Origin of the sequence: Denitromonas halophila (assembly GCF_007625155.1) — a bacterium.
GTDB classification, from domain to species: Bacteria; Pseudomonadota; Gammaproteobacteria; order Burkholderiales; family Rhodocyclaceae; genus Nitrogeniibacter; species Nitrogeniibacter halophilus.
Genome location: NZ_VMNK01000006.1, coordinates 430636 through 449342 on the forward strand (window position 1 = coordinate 430636; position 18707 = coordinate 449342).

At 64.8% G+C, this 18707-nt stretch carries 20 protein-coding genes; 9 read left to right on the top strand and 11 right to left on the bottom strand.

All coding sequences use genetic code 11. From position 1 onward, the window contains the following. Positions 1-104: 104 nt before the first annotated feature. Positions 105-1004 (bottom strand): LysR family transcriptional regulator, encoded by a 900-nt coding sequence (locus FHP91_RS09140; protein WP_144309267.1) that lies wholly within the window; start codon positions 1002-1004, stop codon positions 105-107. Between the two features lie 99 nt (positions 1005-1103). Here FHP91_RS09140 and FHP91_RS09145 point away from each other — a divergent pair, with 99 nt between their 5' ends. The 3 genes from FHP91_RS09145 to FHP91_RS09155 all read left to right on the top strand — a co-directional run bounded on the left by FHP91_RS09145 (position 1104) and on the right by FHP91_RS09155 (position 3574). Next, the gene (locus tag FHP91_RS09145; RefSeq protein ID WP_186301488.1) at positions 1104-1880 is read left to right on the top strand and encodes a GDSL-type esterase/lipase family protein; all 777 of its coding nucleotides are present in this window, start codon (positions 1104-1106) and stop codon (positions 1878-1880) included. Further along, entirely contained in the window at positions 1877-2869 is a 993-nt protein-coding gene (locus tag FHP91_RS09150) for an aldo/keto reductase (protein ID WP_222105153.1), read from the top strand. The genes FHP91_RS09145 and FHP91_RS09150 overlap by 4 nt, the downstream gene beginning before the upstream one ends. Positions 2870-3121: 252 nt before the next feature. Beyond that, a complete protein-coding gene (locus FHP91_RS09155) occupies positions 3122-3574 on the top strand; it encodes an Lrp/AsnC family transcriptional regulator (protein WP_144309269.1) in 453 nt (150 codons plus the stop codon). A 51-nt stretch (positions 3575-3625) separates the two neighbouring features. On the opposite strand, the gene putA is transcribed toward FHP91_RS09155, so the two are convergent. From putA to acuR, 8 genes are all read right to left on the bottom strand, one after another. Continuing rightward, positions 3626-7303, bottom strand: a complete 3678-nt coding sequence (gene putA / locus FHP91_RS09160) for a trifunctional transcriptional regulator/proline dehydrogenase/L-glutamate gamma-semialdehyde dehydrogenase (RefSeq protein ID WP_144309270.1) — start codon at positions 7301-7303, stop codon at positions 3626-3628. Between the two features lie 71 nt (positions 7304-7374). Beyond that, positions 7375-8886: an alanine/glycine:cation symporter family protein gene (locus tag FHP91_RS09165; protein WP_144309271.1), complete on the bottom strand. Its 1512-nt coding sequence runs from the start codon at positions 8884-8886 to the stop codon at positions 7375-7377. A gap of 56 nt (positions 8887-8942) precedes the next feature. After that, the gene (locus tag FHP91_RS09170) at positions 8943-9374 is read right to left on the bottom strand and encodes a universal stress protein (protein ID WP_144309272.1); all 432 of its coding nucleotides are present in this window, start codon (positions 9372-9374) and stop codon (positions 8943-8945) included. Between the two features lie 386 nt (positions 9375-9760). Then, positions 9761-10354 carry an acyl carrier protein phosphodiesterase gene (locus FHP91_RS09175; protein ID WP_144309273.1) on the bottom strand — a complete coding sequence of 198 codons (594 nt, stop codon included), beginning with the start codon at positions 10352-10354 and terminating at the stop codon, positions 9761-9763. After that, the gene (locus FHP91_RS09180) at positions 10351-11238 is read right to left on the bottom strand and encodes a LysR substrate-binding domain-containing protein (protein WP_246116267.1); all 888 of its coding nucleotides are present in this window, start codon (positions 11236-11238) and stop codon (positions 10351-10353) included. The genes FHP91_RS09175 and FHP91_RS09180 overlap by 4 nt, the downstream gene beginning before the upstream one ends. Before the next feature lie 81 nt (positions 11239-11319). Beyond that, entirely contained in the window at positions 11320-11901 is a 582-nt protein-coding gene (locus FHP91_RS09185) for a peroxidase-related enzyme (protein ID WP_144309274.1), read from the bottom strand. Between the two features lie 60 nt (positions 11902-11961). Continuing rightward, positions 11962-12945, bottom strand: a complete 984-nt coding sequence (gene acuI / locus FHP91_RS09190) for an acrylyl-CoA reductase (NADPH) (RefSeq protein ID WP_144309275.1) — start codon at positions 12943-12945, stop codon at positions 11962-11964. Between the two features lie 79 nt (positions 12946-13024). Beyond that, entirely contained in the window at positions 13025-13660 is a 636-nt protein-coding gene (gene acuR, locus FHP91_RS09195; protein ID WP_144309276.1) for an acrylate utilization transcriptional regulator AcuR, read from the bottom strand. A 246-nt stretch (positions 13661-13906) separates the two neighbouring features. Between acuR and FHP91_RS09200 the strand changes: the two genes are divergently transcribed. Both FHP91_RS09200 and FHP91_RS09205 read left to right on the top strand, forming a co-directional pair. After that, positions 13907-15133, top strand: coding sequence for a GGDEF domain-containing protein (locus FHP91_RS09200; RefSeq protein ID WP_144309277.1), 1227 nt, complete (start codon positions 13907-13909; stop codon positions 15131-15133). Positions 15134-15244: 111 nt separating this feature from the next. Further along, complete coding sequence (locus tag FHP91_RS09205) at positions 15245-15919, top strand: FKBP-type peptidyl-prolyl cis-trans isomerase (RefSeq protein WP_222105154.1); 675 nt, start codon at positions 15245-15247, stop codon at positions 15917-15919. A gap of 43 nt (positions 15920-15962) precedes the next feature. On the opposite strand, the gene FHP91_RS09210 is transcribed toward FHP91_RS09205, so the two are convergent. Next, positions 15963-16304 carry a zinc ribbon domain-containing protein YjdM gene (locus FHP91_RS09210; RefSeq protein WP_144309278.1) on the bottom strand — a complete coding sequence of 114 codons (342 nt, stop codon included), beginning with the start codon at positions 16302-16304 and terminating at the stop codon, positions 15963-15965. A 92-nt stretch (positions 16305-16396) separates the two neighbouring features. Here FHP91_RS09210 and FHP91_RS09215 point away from each other — a divergent pair, with 92 nt between their 5' ends. The 4 genes from FHP91_RS09215 (at position 16397) to FHP91_RS09230 (ending at position 17857) form a co-directional block, all read left to right on the top strand. Next, positions 16397-16636 (top strand): VF530 family protein, encoded by a 240-nt coding sequence (locus FHP91_RS09215; protein WP_144309279.1) that lies wholly within the window; start codon positions 16397-16399, stop codon positions 16634-16636. A gap of 12 nt (positions 16637-16648) precedes the next feature. After that, entirely contained in the window at positions 16649-16846 is a 198-nt protein-coding gene (locus FHP91_RS09220; RefSeq protein ID WP_144174875.1) for a hypothetical protein, read from the top strand. A 360-nt stretch (positions 16847-17206) separates the two neighbouring features. Next, the gene (locus FHP91_RS09225) at positions 17207-17569 is read left to right on the top strand and encodes an RNA recognition motif domain-containing protein (protein ID WP_144309280.1); all 363 of its coding nucleotides are present in this window, start codon (positions 17207-17209) and stop codon (positions 17567-17569) included. 102 nt (positions 17570-17671) lie between these two features. Further along, positions 17672-17857, top strand: a complete 186-nt coding sequence (locus tag FHP91_RS09230; protein WP_144309281.1) for a hypothetical protein — start codon at positions 17672-17674, stop codon at positions 17855-17857. A 34-nt stretch (positions 17858-17891) separates the two neighbouring features. On the opposite strand, the gene FHP91_RS09235 is transcribed toward FHP91_RS09230, so the two are convergent. Then, on the bottom strand, positions 17892-18623 hold the full coding sequence (locus FHP91_RS09235; RefSeq protein WP_144309282.1) for a S1 family peptidase: 732 nt from the start codon (positions 18621-18623) through the stop codon (positions 17892-17894). Positions 18624-18707: the final 84 nt, after the last annotated feature.

Here is an 18707-nt window from a genome sequence, read left to right on the forward strand (position 1 = left end):
CCGATGCCTGCGCTCGATGGCTTCACTGCGGGCAGCGGCGTCACGGCCATCGTAGGGCGGATAGGCCGCATGCGCATCCGCCGCGCCCCTTGGATGCGCTGCGCTTATCCGCCCTGCGACAGCTCACGGGCGAGGTCGATGAAGGCGCGCAGCGGTGCCGGCATCTGGCGACGGCTCGAGGTGTAGAGGTAGAAGTGTTCGGCCGGCGGCATCCAGTCGGCCAGCACCGGCACCAGGGTGCCCGCGTCGATGGCATCGGCTACCAGCGAAGCGAGCCCATAGGCCAGGCCCAGGCCGGCCTGAGCGGCGTTTAGCGCCATGGCGTGATCATTCACGATGAGGGCGGCCTTCACCTCCACCGCGCGGCTCACGCCAGCCCGTTCGAATTCCCAGCGATACACCACACCACTCGGAAAGCGCTGGCCGATGCAGGCATGCGCCAGCACATCTTCCGGCGTGCGCGGCGCCGGATGGGTCGCCAGATAACTCGGCGAGGCAACTGCCGTGAAGCGCTGCGGCAGACCGATCGGCAGCGCGACGCGGTCGGCGGCGAGACGCTCGCCAAAGCGGATGCCTGCATCGAAACCCTCGGCCACGATATCGACCAGCCCGTCGTCGGCCACCACCTCGACCGCCACCTCCGGGTAGCGCACCCGGAACGCACTCAAAATCGGCAGCAGCACGGCGTGCATGGCAATCCGCGGCACCGTCAGGCGCAAGCTCCCGCGCGGCGTGTCGCGAAAAGCGTTGAGCTCGTCGAGCGCCAGCGCGATATCGCTCAGCGCCGGATCGAGCCGGTCGAGCAGACGCGCACCGGCCTCGGTCGGCATCACGCTGCGGGTGCTGCGATTGAGCAGGCGCACCCCCAGCCGTTCTTCGAGCCCGCGCACCGCATGGCTCAGCGCCGAGGCCGACACGCCCATCTCGTCGGCCGCGCGCCGAAAGCTGCGCTGCCGCGCCACGCTGGCAAAGGCCGCCAGCTCGCCGTAGTCACTTCGTTTCATTGCTGAATTCTACTCATGACGACATCAAGCAAGCATCGGATTGTCTGAACAATCGATCCGCGCGATCCTGCTCCACATCCCCTTATGCCGGAGTACCCGATGTCTCAGCTTCTCTCCCGCGCAGCCAAAGCGCTGTGCTGCCTCGCTCTGCTGGCCATAGCACACGCCGCCCAGGCCGAGCGCCTGCCCCGCGTTCTGGTGTTTGGAGATTCCAACAGCTGGGGCTGGATCGCCTCGCCACAGGGCTTCCCCGCACAACGGCTGAACGACGCCGCACGCTGGCCGGGCGTCCTCGGCGCCGCCCTCGCAGGCCAGGCCACCGTCCTCGTCGATGGACTCTCCGGCCGCACGGTGGATGTCGACTACCCCAAACCGCTGGTCGGCCTGCCCGGCGCCCTGTTCAACGGCAGCCGCAGCCTGCCCGAAGCCCTGGCGCGCGAGACGCCGCTCGACCTGCTGATCGTGATGCTCGGCACCAACGATCTGCGCAGCGATCTCGGCCGCACGCCGGACGCCATCGCCCACGGCCTGCGCACACTTGTCGCGCAGGCGCGCCGCTTCGGTCACGGCGTGGCCACCCCTTACGCACCGCCGGCCGTGCTGGTGGTGGTTCCCCCACCGCTGGGCGATGTCTCGCGCACACCGCTACGCGCCTTCTTTGCCGGCATGGAAGCCAAGTCGCGTGCCCTCGCCCCCACCGTGCAGCGTGCGCTGACCGGCACGCCCATCTTCGACGCGGCCGAGACCACCGGCCCCCTCGCCGGTATCGACGGCGTCCACCTCAGCGCCGCCCAGCATGCGATGCTGGGCCAGGCGCTGGCGCCAGCCGTGCGCCGCGCGCTCATCCTCCCCACCGCTCAGGAGACTGCACGATGATCCCCACTCGCACGCTCGGCCCCAAAGGGCCCACGCTCTCCGCCCTCGGCTTCGGCTGCATGGGCATGTCGGAGTTCTACGGCCCGAGCGACGACGCCGAATCACGGCGCGTGCTCGAAGCCGCCGTCGAGGCCGGCATCCAGATGTTCGACACCGCCGACACCTACGGCCTCGGCCACAACGAACGCCTGCTGGCGCCCCTGATCGCCGCCCATGGCGCGCGCATCTGCGTGGCCACCAAGTTCGGCATTGCCCGCGAGCCGGGGCAATACGCGCGCAGCATCAACAACCAGCCCGACTACATCCGCCGCGCCTGCGACGCCTCGCGCCAGCGGCTCGGTGTCGACACCATCGACCTCTACTACTGCCACCGCCGCGACCCGGCCGTGCCCATTGAAGCGCTGATGGAGACCCTGGCCGCACTGGTGTCCGAAGGCAAGGTGCGCGCCATCGGCCTGTCGGAGGTGAGCGCCGACACCCTGCGCCGCGCCGCCGCCATCCACCCGGTGGCCGCGGTGCAGAGCGAATACTCGCTGTGGAGCCGTGAGCCCGAGCACGGCCTGCTCGAGGCCTGCCGCGAGCTGGGCACCACGCTGGTCGCCTACAGTCCGCTCGGGCGCGGCTTCCTGACCGGCGCGCTGGCGTCCACCGAATCTCTGGCCGAAGACGACTTCCGCCGCCGCAGCCCGCGTTTCGCCGACGACGCCATGGCGCACAACCAGCGGCTGGTCGACGCGCTTACCGCCTTCGCTACCGTGCGCGACGCCACGCCGGCACAGATTGCGCTGGCCTGGCTGATCAACAAGCACCCGAACGTGATGCCCATCCCCGGCACGCGCAAGATCTCGCGCTTGCACGAAAACCTGGCCGGCGCTGCTTTGACGCTCAATACCGCCGAGATCGCCGAGCTCGACACGCTGTTTGATCCCGACGCCGTGGCGGGCGAGCGCTATCCGGAAGCCGGCTGGTCGGGTATCGAACGCACGTAGGAGAATGCATCGGCAATCGTTATGCCACCGACGGGACGCTCGCCGGCTGGGCGGCTTGCCGCCCACCTTTACCGTGCGGCACGATGGTGGGCAGCGAAGTTGGTCACTCTACGGTGAGCCGGCCCCGCCACCGGCGTCGGCTCAATGTCGAATGAAGGTGCACTGGCGCTTGAAGTGAATCCCACTTCGGTCTAAAAGACGAATAGCCCACGTCAAACAGGAGAGCCAGGCGAAACGCCTGCACTGCCCCCAATGGACCGAATTGATCTGAAAATTCTTGCCGAGCTGCAAAACGATGCCCGGCTGTCGGTGGTGGAGATCTCGCGCCGCGTCGGCCTGACCAAGACACCCTGCGCCGAGCGCATTCGCCGACTGGAAAAGAGTGGGGTAATCCGAGGCTACCACGCCGAGCTCGACCCCGACGCCCTGAACGTCGGCCATGTGGTGATGGTGCAGGTGTTATTGAGCAGCACCACCGGCCATGATCTCAAGCGCTTTAACGAGGCTGCCCGCGAGATCCCGGAAATTGAGTCCTGCCATATGATCGCGGGCGATTTCGACTATCTGCTGAAGGTCCGCACCCGCGACATTGCGGCGTATCGCGAAGTGATGGGCGACAAGATTTCCGCGCTGCCCTGTGTCCGCCAGACACACACTTATGTGGTGATGGAAATGGTCAAGGACGCACACACGCTGCCGCTTTAACGTCACCATCACTCAGCGGGCAAGCGGCCCCTCGGCCGCCTGCCCGTCGTCTCAGGCACCCATCGTCATCAGACTGGCATTGCCGCCGGCCGCGGCCGTGTTGACGCTCAATGTGCGCTCATGCACCAGCCGGGCCAGGTCATACTCCGGCTCGGCACGCACCAGCGGGGTGATCGGCGCGTCGCGCTCGGCGAGGCGCTGCCGCCAGGCGTCGGCATCGGCATCCTTGCCGTCGAAGAGCACGGCATCGACACCGGCGCCGAGCCAGTCGTCCTCGACCGACACCCAGGCCGTCAGCGTCTTGGGCAACAAGCCGAGCAGCGCCTGGGCGCTGGCATTGGCGGCAAAAACGATGCGGTTGCCGCTGGCGAGCGCCGCCAATAGCTGATGCACCCGCGCCACCTGGTTGCTGGCCACGCCGGCCACCCGACCTCGGGGGACGAAGCGCAGGCTGTTGTCCTCACCGGTTGGCCCGGGCAGATCGAGCTTGAGCCCCGACAGCCGGCGCACGCGGTAGGCATCGGCGCGGTCCCGCAGCACCTGCACGTCATCGCCTTCCAGAATCGCGCGCCCGCCCCCGTCGATCCAGTCGAGCAGCGCCTGGAAGGGCGCCGGATCGTCGATAAGCGCTGCATTCTGGTTGAGCACGGCACCCGGCGTGCGGCGCAGCAGCCGGTGCAGGTAGAGCGGCCCGCCGGCTTTCGGCCCCGTGCCGGAGCGCCCCTCGCCGCCGAAAGGCTGAACGCCCACCACCGCGCCGATCATGTTGCGGTTCACATACATGTTGCCCACATGGGCGCGCTCGGCAATGCGCTCGATGCATTCATCGATGCGCGAATGCACGCCCAGCGTCAGGCCATAGCCGGAGGCGTTGATCTGCTCAACCACTTTGTCGATATCCCGCGCCTTGAAGCGCAGCACATGCAGGATCGGGCCGAACTGCTCACGGGTCAGCTCGGCCAGCGCGCCAATCTCGATCACCGTCGGCGCCACGAAGGTGCCCTTGGCGCAGGCGTCGCCGAGCGGCATGCGGGTCACGCGGGCGCCTTTTGTCTGCATGTCGGCCACATGGCGTTCCAGATTGGCCTGCGCCTCGGCATCGATCACCGGACCGATATCCATCCTCACATCAGCGGTGTTGCCAATCGACAGCTCGCGGGTTGCGCCGGCGAGCATCTCGAGCACATGGTCGGCAATGTCGGCCTGCAGGCACAGCACGCGCAGCGCCGAGCAGCGCTGGCCGGCGGAATCGAAGCTGGAGGCGACCACGTCGGCCACCACTTGCTCGGGCAAGGCGGTGGAGTCGACGATCATCACGTTCTGACCCCCGGTTTCGGCGATCAGCGGCACATCGCCACCACGGGCGGCCACGGTGCGGTTGATGATGTTGGCCACTTCGGTGGAGCCGGTGAACATCACGCCGCGCACCCGCGCATCGCCCACCAGCGCGGCGCCCACGGTTTCGCCGGGGCCGGGCAAGAGTTGCAACGCGGCATCCGGCACGCCGGCTTCGCGGAACAGGCGCACCGCGGCAGCCGCAATCAGCGGCGTCTGCTCGGCCGGTTTGGCGAGCACCGGGTTGCCGGCGGCCAGCGCCGCCGCCACCTGGCCAGAGAAGATCGCGAGCGGGAAATTCCACGGGCTGATGCACAGCACCGGCCCGACCGGGCGATGGGCGCCATTGTCGAACTCGGCCGCCTCGGCGGCGTAGTAGCGGCAGAAGTCGACCGCCTCGCGCAGCTCGGCCACGGCGTTCGGCCACGATTTGCCGGCTTCGCGCACGGCCAGCGCAATCAGGGCCGGGCCGTCGCGCTCCATCAGGTCGCCCGCTCGCGCGATGATCGCCGCGCGCTCGGCGGGCGCACGCATGGCCCAGGGGTCGGCCACCGCGTCGGCCGCAGCGAGCGCGACATCCACATCGGCGAGCGTTGCTTCGAGCACACGCCCAACGGTGTCCGAGTGATCCGCCGGATTCAGCACCGGACGCGCCGCATCGGCGGACGCGCTCGGCAAGGCGTCGGCCAGCATGGGGGCGGCTTCAAATCGCCGGCCGGCGCTCTTGGCCAGCGCCTCGGCAAGACGCGCACGCACGCCTTCGTTCGACAGGTCATAGCCAGCCGAATTCGTGCGCGCGGCACCATACAGCTCGGCCGGCAGGGGAATTTTCGGATGTGGCGCACCGTTCAGTCGGGCGGCCTCTTCAACCGGATCGGCAATCAGCTCTTCGATGGGCACATTCTCATCGACGATACGATTCACAAAACTGGTGTTGGCGCCATTTTCGAGCAAGCGGCGCACCAGATAGGCGAGCAGCGTCTCGTGGCTGCCGACCGGCGCGTAAATGCGCACCAGCCGGGCAATCTCGCGGCTGCTCACGACCTGGTCGTAGAGTGGCTCGCCCATGCCGTGCAGGCACTGGAACTCGTAACTGCCCTTCTGCCAGTCGGGGCCGGCCATGTGCATGATCGCCGCCATGCTCTGGGCGTTATGAGTGGCAAACTGCGGGTAGATGCGCGCGCGCGCATCGAGCAGCTTCCTGGCGCAGGCGAGGTAGGACACATCGGTGAACACCTTGCGGGTGAACACCGGGTAGCCCTCAAGGCCATCAATCTGGGCGCGCTTGATCTCGGCGTCCCAGTAGGCGCCTTTCACCAGGCGCACCATTAGCCGCTGACCACTGCGTTCGGCCAGATCAATGATGTAGTCGAGCACGAATGGCGCCCGCTTCTGGTAGGCCTGAACCACAAAGCCCAGCCCGGACCAACCGGCCAGTTCCTCATCCATTGCGAGGGCTTCTAGCAGGTCGAGCGAGAGCTCAAGGCGGTCGGCCTCTTCGGCATCGATATTCAGACCGATATCGAAGGAGCGCGCCAGCAGGCACAGCGCTTTGACCCGCGGCAGCAGTTCGGCCATGACGCGGTCGGGCTGCGACCACACATAGCGCGGGTGTAGCGCCGAGAGCTTGATCGAGATGCCGTTGCCGTCGACCACGCCGCGGCCCTTTGAATCCTTGCCGATGGCCTCGATGGCACCAATGTAGGCGTCGAGATAGCGCTGCGCGTCTTCGGCCGTCATGGCTGCCTCGCCCAGCATGTCGAAGGAGTAGCGGTAGCCGCGCTTCTCGGTGGCCTTGCCGCGCGTCAGCGCTTCGTCGATATCGCGACCGGTCACGAACTGCTCGCCCAGCATGCGCATGGCCAGATCCATGCCTTTGCGGATCAGCGGTTCGCCGCCACGTTGCATCAGCTTGCTCAGCGCGCTGCCCAGGCTTGCCTCGCTGCGGGTGGCGACCAGCCGGCCCGTCACCAGCAGCCCCCAGGTGGCCGCGTTGACGAACAGCGAGGGGCTGTTGCCGAGGTGGGCACGCCAGTCACCGTCCGACAGCTTGTCGCGGATCAGCCGGTCGGCGGTGGCCTTGTCGGGCACACGAAGCAGCGCTTCGGCCAGACACATCAGAGCCACGCCTTCCTGGCTCGACAGCGAAAATTCCTTCATGAGCGCATCGACGCCGCTGGAGCGACTGCGGTCGCCCCGCAGGCCGGCGACCAGCCGGCCGGCCAGCGCATGGACCTTGCCTTGCAACTCGGGCGCCAGACGCGCGGCCTCAACCAGCGGCGGCACACATTCGGGCTCGGGGCTGCGGTAGTGGGCGGTGATGCGCTCGCGCAGCGCGTTGCGCGGCGTGCTCGGCAGCGCGGCGGCCGCCGGGTTCATCATAGCGATAGTCATGGATCAGAACTCCAATCTTGCCCGGCCGGGGCGGGGTGCACCGGCCGGGAGGTATCGAAAGGCCAGTGGATTCAGTGGAAACGCTTGATCTCGCCGGACGCCAGCTTGGCCTGGTATTGCGCCAGTTCGCGCTTGACCACGGGCATCAGCAGGTAAAGGCCGATCACGTTGGGGATGGCCATGGCGAAGATCATCGAGTCGGAGAAGTCGATGACCGGGCCGAGGCTCATGCTCGCGCCGATCACCACGCAGATGCAGAAGAACAGCTTGTAGATGTTCTCGACCGTCTTGTTCTCGCCGAACAGATAGGTCGTCGCCTTCAAGCCATAGTAGGACCACGAGATCATGGTCGAGAAGGCAAACAGCACCACCGCCACCGCCAGCACCACCGGGAACCACGGGAAGGCGGTCGCAAACGCGGCCGAGGTCAGCTCGACACCGGTCAGGCCGGAATCCAGCGTACCGCTGACCACGATCACAACGGCGGTCATGGTGCAGATCACCACGGTGTCGATGAAGGGCTCGAGCAGCGCGACGAAGCCTTCGGTGACTGGCTCCTTGGTGCGCACCGCCGAGTGGGCGATGGCCGCCGAGCCGATGCCGGCCTCGTTCGAGAACGCCGCCCGTTTGAAGCCCTGGATCAGCGCGCCGAGCACGCCGCCGGCCACCCCTTCGCCGGTAAACGCGCCGGAGACAATCTGGCCGAAGGCCCAACCGATCTTGTCGTAGTTGGAGATCATGATGACGATGCCGGCGCCGACATAGATGGCCGCCATGAAGGGCACGATTTTCTCGGTGACATGGGCGATCGACTTCAGACCGCCGATGATCACCATGCCCACCACCACCGCCAGCACCAGACCGATCAACCAGCCCTTGTCCGCAAAGAAGCTCTCCGCACCGCCGGTGACGTTGGCAATTTGCTGCGCCGCCTGGTTGGCCTGGAACATGTTGCCGCCACCGATCGCGCCGCCGATGCAACACACCGAGAAGATCGCTGCCAGTGCACGCCCGAGGCCCGGCTTGCCGAGGTCGGCAAAGCCACGCGACAGGTAATACATCGGGCCGCCGGAAATGGTGCCATCGGCGTTCTCGCGCCGAAACTTCACGCCCAGCGTGCATTCAGTGAACTTGGAGGCCATGCCGAGCAGGCCGGCCAGAATCATCCAGAAAGTCGCGCCGGCGCCGCCGATGGACACGGCCACCGCCACACCAGCGATATTGCCCAGGCCGACTGTTGCCGACAGCGCGGTGGTCAGGGCCTGAAAGTGCGACACCTCGCCCGCATCATTGGGGTCGGCATAGCGCCCACGCACCAGATCGAGTGAGTGTTTGACCCCACGAAACTGGATAAAGCCAAAGTAGATCGAGCACACCGCCGCCGCGGTAATCAACCAGCCGACAATCAGCGGAAACGACACCTCGCCGATCTGGACCGAGTAAAAAATGATGCTCACGATGAAGTTGGATACGGGGGCCACCGCAGCATTGATCGCCGCGTCGATGCCGCCGCCTTCTTGCGCCAGCGCGAGCGCGGGCGTCAGCGCGGCCACGATGGCGGCGCCCAGCTTGAAAATGGACATGGATTGTCTCCTGCGTATTTTTATAATGGGGTGCGCGTCGATCGGACGCACGAGACTCAGGGAACGACCGTGACCGGCACCGGCGAGGCCTGAATCAGCGAGATGCCCAGCGTGCCCATGAAGCGTGACGCCAGGTTCGAGGTGCCCTTGCGGCCGACGACAATGATCGAGTCAGGGTACTTGCCCGCGATCTCGCACATGATCTCGGCCGGGTCGCCATAGCGCACTTCGCTGCTCACACTCAGCCCGTCGGTGCGCAGCCGCTCGCACACCGGATCGACCACCGCTCTGGCGCGGATCACCTCTTTTTCGCGCAGCTTGTGCCGCTCGGCGATCTCTTCCATGGTCAGAAAGCTGTAGGGCGACCACTCCAGCACATGGACCACCAGCACCGCAGCGCCCCGCCCCTTGGCCGCCTTGGAGGCAAACTCGAGCGCGCGCTCTGAGGGTTTGGTTCCGTCGTATCCGACGATGAATGTCTTGATCATGGTTCGGCTCCTCCTCTTGAGTGAGTGCCGGCCCCGGTTTTTCTGAACAGGCCGACGAACCAATTATGGTTCGATAATCGCAGCCAATGGCTCCATAATCGCCATTTATAAGTCCATATAGTTTTGTATTTTCTAAAAATTAAGGCGTTTCGCCTGCAATGCGCAACAGGCACAGCGCTCATCGCCAGCCCCACCGCGGGGCGGCACTGAGCCCACCGCCGATCACCCGGTCGGACACGTCCAACCATCAGGGGCGAAAGCACAACGGAGAACACACAGGGCCAGGCGCCCGTCAGGCCGCACCGCGCCAAACGCAGGGCGGATAAGCGCTGCGCATCCGCCGAACAACGCTACGACGCGGCACCGATGGCGAATGCGCCTGCGGCTTATCCGCCCGACGGAGTCTTGAAACGTCTGGCGAACGCCTGCGCGTCGGCCAGGAATACGCCGGCATCCTCGCCAAAGCCGGCGTAATGCGTCCGCAGCACCTCGCCGCAGCCGAGAAAGGCGTCAGGGCGTTTGAGGCGGCGGGCGATACGGTCGAGCGCGTAGACGATGGTGTCCACCTCGCGGTAGGAACTCAGCCAGTCGTGCTCGACCATGCGGGCGACCACTGGCGCGGCGCGCGGGGGCAGCCGATGGCGGTGCGCGGCGAGCAAGGCGTACTGCCGGGCGGCGTAGTCGGGCAGCGCTTCATCGGGATGCCAGGCGGGCCACTCGGCGGCCAGAAAATGATCGTAGAACATATCGACCATTACCCCGGCAAAGCGCCGGTGCGGGCCGGTCACGCGCTCGCGGGAGCGCTGGAAGGCCGGATGAGTGTCGGCGAAGGCATCGATCCCACGGTGCAGCGCGACGCCGCCAGCGATGTCGGCCGGCAGATCGCCGGGCAGCATGCCTTTCACAAAGTCGCCCGCCACCGCGCCCAGCCGCGCGCCTTCGTCCGGCCCGGCCAGCCACAGGTGGGCGAGAAAATTCACTCTGCCAGCCCCTCGCGCAGCCAGTCCATGAACTCGGCCACTTCGGGGCGAGCCTGGTCGGCGGTGGCGCAGGTGACGTAGTAACTGAGGGGCGAGACGGTGGTCACCTCGGTGATCGGCACCAGTCGGCCCGAATCGAGCCACGCCGCCGCCAGGCGGCGCGGGCTGATCGCCACGCCGAGGCCGGCACTGGCCGCTTCGAGCAGCATGCCCAGGTCGTTGAAGACCGCGCCGCGCTCGGGCTCGGACGGTGGCAAGCCGGCCGCCTGCAGCCACGCGCCCCATGGCAACAGTGGCGAACGCAGCAAGGTGGCACCGGCCACGTCGGCCACGCTGCGCAGCCCGTGGGCGGTGATGTAGGTGGGGGCGGCCAGCGGGCCGAGACGGTCTTCGAACAGACGATGAACCACGCCGCTCAGCTCCTTGCCATCGCTCCAGCGAATCGCCACATCGGCCGGCTCCGTGACTTCGGCAAGTAAGGGGTTGCCGACGTGGACTTCCAGATCGATGTCGTCACGGTCCTGCAAAAAGGCAGGCAGGCGCGGCATGAGCAACTGACGGGCGAAGGTCGGCGGCGCGGACACCCGCAGGCGCACCCGGCCCGCGGTGGTGCGCCCGCCCGAGTGGGCCAGCGCAGCGAAGGCTTCGCGCACCTGGGCGAGGTACATGCGCCCGCCGGTGGTCAGGCGCACGCCAGTCGAGCTGCGCTCAAACAGCTGCATCGCCAGTTGCTGCTCAAGCTGACGGATGCGATGGCTGACCGCGCTGGGCGTCACGCACAACTCTTCAGCCGCCGGCGCAAAACCGCCCAGACGCGCCGCGGCCTCGAAAGCGGCCAGGGCATGCATGGGCGGTACGCGGCGAAACAGGGGGTCGGTGCTCACGGCAGGACTCGTCTGACGGAATCCGGCCATTGCACCACAAATTGCCGGCGCGGACGATGTGCGGCCGGCGCCAGCGACCGATCAACTGCCCTTTGGCAGGCGCCCCATCAAATAGAAAGGCTCGTTCGGCGGGGTGCCGGTGAGGTGCACCAGGCGGTTGCTCATGGCAAAGAAGGCGGTGATGGCACCGATGTCCCAGATCGCCTCGTCGTCAAAGCCGTGCTCGCGCAATACGGCCATGTCGGCGTCCTCAACCGCGCCGCCGTTGGTCGACAGCTTCATGGCGAAGTCGAGCATCGCGCGCTGACGCTCAGTGATTTCGGCCTTGCGATAGTTGGTGGCGAGCTGGTCGGCCACCCGTGCATTCTTGGCGCGGATGCGCAGCACAGCACCGTGCGCCACCACGCAGTACAGGCAGTTACCGGCGCCCGAGGTGGCCACCACGATCATCTCGCGCTCAGCCTTGGTCAGGCCCTCGTTCTTTTCCATCAACGCATCGTGGTAGTCAAAAAACGCGCGAAACTCGGCCGGGCGATGCGCCAGCATCAGGAACACATTGGGGATGAAGCCGGCCTTCTCCTGAACACCGAGGATGCGCTCGCGCACATCGTCGGCCAGGTCGGTGAGTTCGGGCACGGGAAAACGGCTGATACGGTCGGTCATTGAAACACTCCTGGAAATGCCACGGACAGCCGGGCGAGCGCCGCTCGCCCGGCAAAGGGATCAGCGATTCACATCCACCACGACACGGCCGCGGATGGTGCCGGCCATCAACTCGCCGGCGGCGTCGATCGCGTCGGACAGTGCAATCTCGCGGGTAATGAGCGCCAGCTTGCTCACATCCAGGTCGGTCGCCAGGCGATTCCACGCCTCGATACGCTCCGCCTTGGGCGCCATCACGCTGTCGATACCCGCCAGGGTCACACCACGCAAAATGAAGGGCGCGACCGACGACGGAAAATCCATGCCCTGCGCCAGACCGCAGCAGGTGACCACACCGCGATACTTGGTGGTGGCGCAGACATTGGCCAGGGTGTGGCTGCCCACCGTATCCACAGCACCGGCCCAACGCTCCTTGCCCAGCGGACGGCCCGGTTCGGTGAACATGGCGCGGTCCACAATCTCGGCTGCGCCCAGGGTTTTCAGATACTCGCCCTCGGCCGGGCGACCGGTCGAAGCCACCACGGTGTAGCCCAGCTTGGCCAGAATCGCCACCGCCACGCTGCCCACGCCACCGGCTGCGCCAGTGACCAGAATCTCGCCCTTGTCCGGCGTCACGCCATGGCGCTCGAGCGCCATCACGCACAGCATCGCCGTGTAGCCGGCGGTGCCGATCGCCATAGCCTGCGCGGGAGAGAACGCTGCGGGCAGCGGCACCAGCCAGTCGCCCTTCAAGCGCGCCTTCTGAGCCAGGCCGCCCGGATGGACTTCACCCACGCCCCAGCCGTTCAGCACCACCGCGTCGCCGACCTTGAAATCACCGTGCGAACTGGCCATCACCGAACCGGCCAGATCCACGCCCGGCACCATCGGAAACCGGCGTACCACCGGCCCCTTGCCGGTAATCGCCAGGCCATCCTTGTAGTTAAGCGTCGAAAAGGCGACCTTCACCGTCACATCGCCCTCGGGCAAATCCTCGTCGTTCTGGTCCTTCAGTTCGGCGCGATAGCCGGCCTCGTCCTTGTTGATCACGATGGCTTTATACATAGTGTTCTCCTCTCTCTTCGCGACCCATCGTTGGGGCCAAACCAATTAGACCGACCGTCTAGCGTCGGTCAAAAAAATGTCACCGCGTGACTGCGGTGAAGAAGCCTTCGGTAAAACAGCGCAGCGGCTTGTCGCTACGCATCAGACGCGCGCGCAGCACCGCGCCTTCCCAACCCACCCAGAAAAACGCCGCCCAGTGTTCGCAATCCAGCTCCGGCGCCAGCGTGCCTTCCGCCTGCGCCGTGCGCAAACACTGCGCCAACCGCGCCTGCCAGTCAGCAAACACCGCCTCCAGCCGATCGCGATACGACTCCGGCAAGGCGCTCACCTCCTGCCCCAGATTGCCGATCAGACAGCCGCGACGAAAGCCATGCCGCGCAATCCCCGCCGCCGCGTCATCCACAAAATCTGCAATCCGCAACAAAGCCGGTCGATCCGCCGCCAGAAACCAGCGGTCCAGCTTGCGTGCAAAGTAGTCTGCGTAGGCCGCGATCACCGCATGGCCAAAAGCTTCCTTGCTCTCAAAGTAATGATAGAACGAGCCCTTGGGCACGCCCACCTTCTTCAAGACTTCTTCAATCCCGGTCGCCGAAAACCCTTTCTCCGTCAGCGTCGCCATACCACAACGCACCAGCGCATCGCGGGTGTCGAACTGCTCATCCTGGCGCTTCGGCGGGCGTCCGCGACGGCGCGGCTCGGTGTGGGCTTCGGTCATGAAGTAGACATTAGACCGATCGTCTACAAAAGTAAATCATATCTATCAAGCCATGCCATCGACCAACCCGACGGTCATTGGCATATTTGCTAAAATCAGCCTAGCTCAACATTCGCGGCCGACGCACTCTTCTGCGAGCAGTCGCCGTATCGTCATCGCCTCTCCATTCATAAAGCCAACCGGATGAACCCGCGCACTTAAATGAGTGCCGATGGCCGTGATCCCTGATTTGAACGAGCGTCGACAATGGAACCACATGTCCCAACAATGTTCCTGATGACCATGGTGGTCGCGGCAACAATGTCCGTGGCCGTTGCCGCAGGCGCCTCCACGACACGTCGAGATGGCAGCTTTCTTTGGGCGCTGGCAATCGCACTCTACGTGCTCGCCTACGCGCTGTTCTCCTTCAGAAACCACATTGATGCCGTTAGCTCCATCATCGTTGCCAATGCGGTTTTTTCTTCCATATTTGCGACCTTTACCGAAGCACTCTATCAATTCCAGAGGCGCCCGGCCCCGCATTTCTGGATTTGGACGCCGGTCGCGATAACACTCCTTAGCTTTACTATCTTCCTCGACAGTTTTTCCGCCAGAACAATCCTCAACGGAGCAATCAGCATCGCGCAAATCGTGCCGCTATTGCTGCTCTTGAACCAAGGACGGAAGGTCACACCTGGCCGGGGCCAGTACTTTGTCGCGACCGGCTTCATACTGTTAGTACCGTTGTACATACTTCGCGTCGCGCTGACCGCCATGGGAAAGGTGGGAGCGACATCAATGCTTGAATCCGATAGCCTGCAGACCATTTCCTACCTATCGGCGGCGATTTCACTTCCCCTGCTTGGCGTCGGCTTTCTTGTCATGACGAAAGAAAGGGCTGAGGAACAAAATCATGTTCTAGCGACACTGGATCAACTGACCGGCCTCGCCAACCGACGGAGTATGGACGAGGCGCTGGATAAAGAGTGGCGGCGAGCAAAGCGCTCCGGACGCCCCCTTACGCTGACCATGATCGATGTAGATCTATTCAAGCACTATAACGATCGCTACGGCCATCAAGCAGGTGACAACTGCCTGAAGACGTTTGCTCAAATCATCCAGCAAGGGCTGCGGCGAGCGAGCGACTTCCCCGCGCGATACGGAGGCGAAGAATTCATGCTAATCCTGCCGGACACGGATACGAGCTCTGCAAATAAGCTTGTCGAAAAGCTAAGAAAATCCTTGGCATCGCAAAACATACCGCACGAACTTTCTCCTACCGGACGCGTGACTTTCAGCGCGGGCCTGGCCGCTCTGGAGAACGACACCTATCCGGATTTGGCGAGCTTAATACGAGCCGCCGACGATGCAATGTATCAAGCCAAGCAGAACGGACGAGATCAGGTGCGGACCGCGTCGGGCAGCCCTTCACCCCCGGAATCCAACCCGGCCATTTCGACGCAGCCACCGCAACCGTCTGCGGCACTGACATAAGAAACCCAACCCGCGCACCAATGTTGCCGCCCGACTTGGCCCACCTCAAAGCCCCCAAGCGCCAATCTCGGCTAACATCCGCCGCTGATCAAACCACTCTCAGGAACCCCGATGAAACGCACCCTGCTTTCCGCTGCACTGATGACCCTGTCCCTGGCTGCCCATGCGGGCGATCCCATCGAACTGAAAACGCTTGAGCAGAAAATCGGCTACGGCGCCGGCATGCAGATGGGCCAGACGCTGGTGCAGAGCGGGATGGACATGGACGAGGCGGCGGTGATTCAGGGTTTGAAAGATGCGCTGGCTGGGCGCGACCCGCGCCTGTCGGGACGTGACATGCGCGAGGCCTTTGTGATCGGGCAGGAGAAGGCCGATCAGAAGAAGATCATGCGCGGCCAGGCGAACCTGGACGAAGGCCTGGCCTACCTGGCGAAAAACGGCAAGGAAAAGGGCGTGATCACCACGAAGAGCGGCCTGCAGTACAAGGTGCTCAAGGCGGGTACGGGCAAGACGCCGAGCAAGGATGATACGGTGGTGACGCATTACACTGGCAAGCTGCTCGACGGCACCGTGTTCGACAGCTCGCGCGAGCGCGGCGAACCGGCAAGCTTCCAGGTAAGCCAGGTGATTTCCGGCTGGACCGAAGTACTGCAGCTGATGAAGGAAGGCGCGCGCTACGAGGTGGTGATTCCGTCCGAGCTGGCCTATGGCACCTCGGGCGCAGGCGGCAAGATCGGCCCGAATGCGGCGCTGATCTTCGACGTCGAGCTGATTTCGGTAAAGTAATCCCGGTGGCCGTCCGTCGTGGACGGGCGGCCATTCAATGATTTCAGGCTTTGCGCAGGTAGCAGGCCTTGAGCATGAAGCTGCCGGCGTCGGTTTTGCAGTCGACTTCATGATCGCCGCCGACGAGGCGGATTTTTTTGATCTTGGTGCCGACCTTGAGCGTGGTGGAGGAGCCCTTCACCTTCAAATCCTTGATCAGCACCACCGAGTCGCCATCGGCCAGCACGGTGCCGTTGGCATCCTTGACCTCGCCATCGCCGCTGGCCTCGGCCGTTGCGGCCTCATCCGGCGACCATTCGTGGCCGCACTCGGGACAGACCAGAAACTCGCGATCAGGGTAGGTATGCGCGCTGGCGCATTGCGGGCAAGGGGGCAGTTCGTTCATGGCGGCGTCCGGCGAAAAGGTAGAATTGGCCGACAGGGTAGGCGCTGGCACGGCACAGGGCAAGCGCCACCCGCCCTTGAAGAGTAAGCACAATGGCAAACACCCAGGCCAACAACCCGCTGCACGGCATCACCCTCGAACGCATCGTGACCGAACTGGAGGCCTATTATGGCTGGGCCCAGCTCGGCCGGGCGGTGAGCATCCGATGCTTTACGCACGACCCGAGCATTGCGTCGAGCCTGAAATTTTTGCGCCGTACGCCATGGGCGCGCGAGCAGGTCGAGGCGCTGTATGTGGATATGCTGCGCGACCAGAACACCCCGGACAGATAAGAGACTGACGGCATGACCTACGAAGAACACCTGGATGAAGTCACGACGCTGATCGTCGAAAAGTACGAACTCGAAGACGAGGCGGCCATCGCGATGGTGATGCGCGCCCAGGACGACGAATTCTTTGTCGGCCATGACGACGATGAATCGATATGCACGCTGGACCGCGCACACCAGGACGCCAAAGCCATCTTCGCCAAGTATCAATAGGGTCAGCACCGGCCAACCGTAGCGGGCCGAACCCATCCGGCGCCTGAGGCGACGACTCCCCATACCGCACCGCTGCGCTCGCGCCATGTCGGCCAGCGGGACCCAAGCCCGCACATGGGCGAGACGTTCGCCAAGCGGCTCGCCTTGCCAAAGCCCGGCCCCTCTGATCCAATGACTGCTCCGAGGTGTAGCACCAAGGCCAGAACCGGTTTCATGTTCCAGCCTGGCGCAAAAGAACGAGGCATGTGACACCGCCCCGCGCGGCCCTCGAGTGCTTGACCTTTGTCGTGCCATTCGCCCGCGGGAATCCTCCCATGGTCAAGCCGGGTGTCATGCCTTTTCTATTTGTGGAGAACTCCCTTGAGCAAGAAGCTTTATGTCGGCAACCTGGCCTACTCGGTCACCAATAGCGACCTCGAAGAAATGTTTGCGCCCTTTGGCGCCACCAGCTCGGCCCAGGTCATCATGGATCGTGACTCCGGCCGCTCCAAGGGCTTCGGCTTCGTCGAAATGAATTCGGACCAGGAAGCGGAAGCGGCGATTGCGGCGCTCAACGGCAAGGATGCCGGCGGCCGCAGCCTGATCGTAAACGAAGCGCGCCCGCAAGCGCCGCGTACCGGCGGTGGCGGCGGCTTTGGTGGCCGTGGCCCGGGTGGCGGTGGTGGCGGTCGCAACGGCGGTGGTGGCTTTGGCCGCAGCGGTGGCGGTGGCAACCGCTACTGAGCCTGACGGGCTGGCGGTCTCGGTGCGCCGAGCAGCCGCCAGCGTGTGTTCTGATTCCCTATCACTCACCGGCCATCCAGCCGACACAAGGAGAATGATCTCTTGGCAAAACCCAATTATCAATTCGAAAAGCGCCAGCGCGATCTGGCCAAGAAGCGCAAGCAAGACGAAAAGCGTCAGGCAAAACTGGCCAACAAGGCCGCCGCCGACGGTAACAACAACGATCAGAATGGCCCGGATAACAACGCCGACGCCAACGCAGGCGACACGAATCCGCCGAACGCCTGAACCTGACTCGCGGCGCGCGCGTGGCGAGCGGCGCTCAGTCTTGGGTCAGCGTCATCAGGATGTCGGCGTACCAGGCGCAGTTGAGCCCGAGCGCCTCGTCCACTTCGAGATCACGCTCACCCACGTCGAGCCGGGCCGAGTGCACGCCGAGCAGCATCCACGGCAGATCGCCGAGGTCGGCTGAGGGCTTGGCCACCCGCATGACGACCGGCGCGCCGCTGGTGCCGCGATGGGTGCGGGCATCGGTCAAAAAATAGCCCTTGCCCTGAAAGCGCAAGCCGAAGGACGAGGCGATGATCGCCTGGCGCACCACCGGCATGTGGTTCAACGTGTCGTGAAAGCCCAGCGGAAACCCCACCACCAGCAAGGATGAGCCGACCTCGACCTGATCGAGCTGGCTCAGCAGGTGTTTGGGCGTAAAGGCTCTGAACGAGGTGGTTTTCGGTAGGGCGGCGCGGTCGATTTCAAGCACCGCCACATCCACCTCCCCGGCCGAGTCCTCGGCCTGCCGCCAGGCGCTCTTGCCATCGCGGTACAACAGCATCGAAAAGCCGGTCGACTCCGCGTTGTTGGCCGTATTGGTGTGCAGTTCGATCTCGATGCGGTTCGGAAAATGCCCGCTCGGCTCATCGAACATCACATGGCGGCTGGTCACCAGGAACAGGCGGTCATCGCGTTCGAAGTAGAAGCCGGTGGCGTTGGTCAGGCCGCGATCGCCGTCGAACGTCAGAATTCGCGGGGTGGTCAGAAGAATGGTTTCGATCATGGTGGCACCCGAAAGAACGTCCTGCGTCCGGCCCGGACAACGCGCCGTCGAAGCAACCCATGCAATGCAGGACGCATCGCATGG

Bases quoted from the DNA above. Each gene is read 5' to 3' on its own strand.
- FHP91_RS09140 (WP_144309267.1), bottom strand. From the start codon at position 1,004: ATGAAACGAAGTGACTACGGCGAGCTGGCGGCCTTTGCCAGCGTGGCG.
- FHP91_RS09145 (WP_186301488.1), top strand. From the start codon at position 1,104: ATGTCTCAGCTTCTCTCCCGCGCAGCCAAAGCGCTGTGCTGCCTCGCT.
- FHP91_RS09150 (WP_222105153.1), top strand. From the start codon at position 1,877: ATGATCCCCACTCGCACGCTCGGCCCCAAAGGGCCCACGCTCTCCGCC.
- FHP91_RS09155 (WP_144309269.1), top strand. From the start codon at position 3,122: ATGGACCGAATTGATCTGAAAATTCTTGCCGAGCTGCAAAACGATGCC.
- putA (WP_144309270.1), bottom strand. From the start codon at position 7,303: ATGACTATCGCTATGATGAACCCGGCGGCCGCCGCGCTGCCGAGCACG.
- FHP91_RS09165 (WP_144309271.1), bottom strand. From the start codon at position 8,886: ATGTCCATTTTCAAGCTGGGCGCCGCCATCGTGGCCGCGCTGACGCCC.
- FHP91_RS09170 (WP_144309272.1), bottom strand. From the start codon at position 9,374: ATGATCAAGACATTCATCGTCGGATACGACGGAACCAAACCCTCAGAG.
- FHP91_RS09185 (WP_144309274.1), bottom strand. From the start codon at position 11,901: ATGACCGACCGTATCAGCCGTTTTCCCGTGCCCGAACTCACCGACCTG.
- acuI (WP_144309275.1), bottom strand. From the start codon at position 12,945: ATGTATAAAGCCATCGTGATCAACAAGGACGAGGCCGGCTATCGCGCC.
- acuR (WP_144309276.1), bottom strand. From the start codon at position 13,660: ATGACCGAAGCCCACACCGAGCCGCGCCGTCGCGGACGCCCGCCGAAG.
- FHP91_RS09200 (WP_144309277.1), top strand. From the start codon at position 13,907: ATGGAACCACATGTCCCAACAATGTTCCTGATGACCATGGTGGTCGCG.
- FHP91_RS09205 (WP_222105154.1), top strand. From the start codon at position 15,245: ATGAAACGCACCCTGCTTTCCGCTGCACTGATGACCCTGTCCCTGGCT.
- FHP91_RS09210 (WP_144309278.1), bottom strand. From the start codon at position 16,304: ATGAACGAACTGCCCCCTTGCCCGCAATGCGCCAGCGCGCATACCTAC.
- FHP91_RS09215 (WP_144309279.1), top strand. From the start codon at position 16,397: ATGGCAAACACCCAGGCCAACAACCCGCTGCACGGCATCACCCTCGAA.
- FHP91_RS09220 (WP_144174875.1), top strand. From the start codon at position 16,649: ATGACCTACGAAGAACACCTGGATGAAGTCACGACGCTGATCGTCGAA.
- FHP91_RS09235 (WP_144309282.1), bottom strand. From the start codon at position 18,623: ATGATCGAAACCATTCTTCTGACCACCCCGCGAATTCTGACGTTCGAC.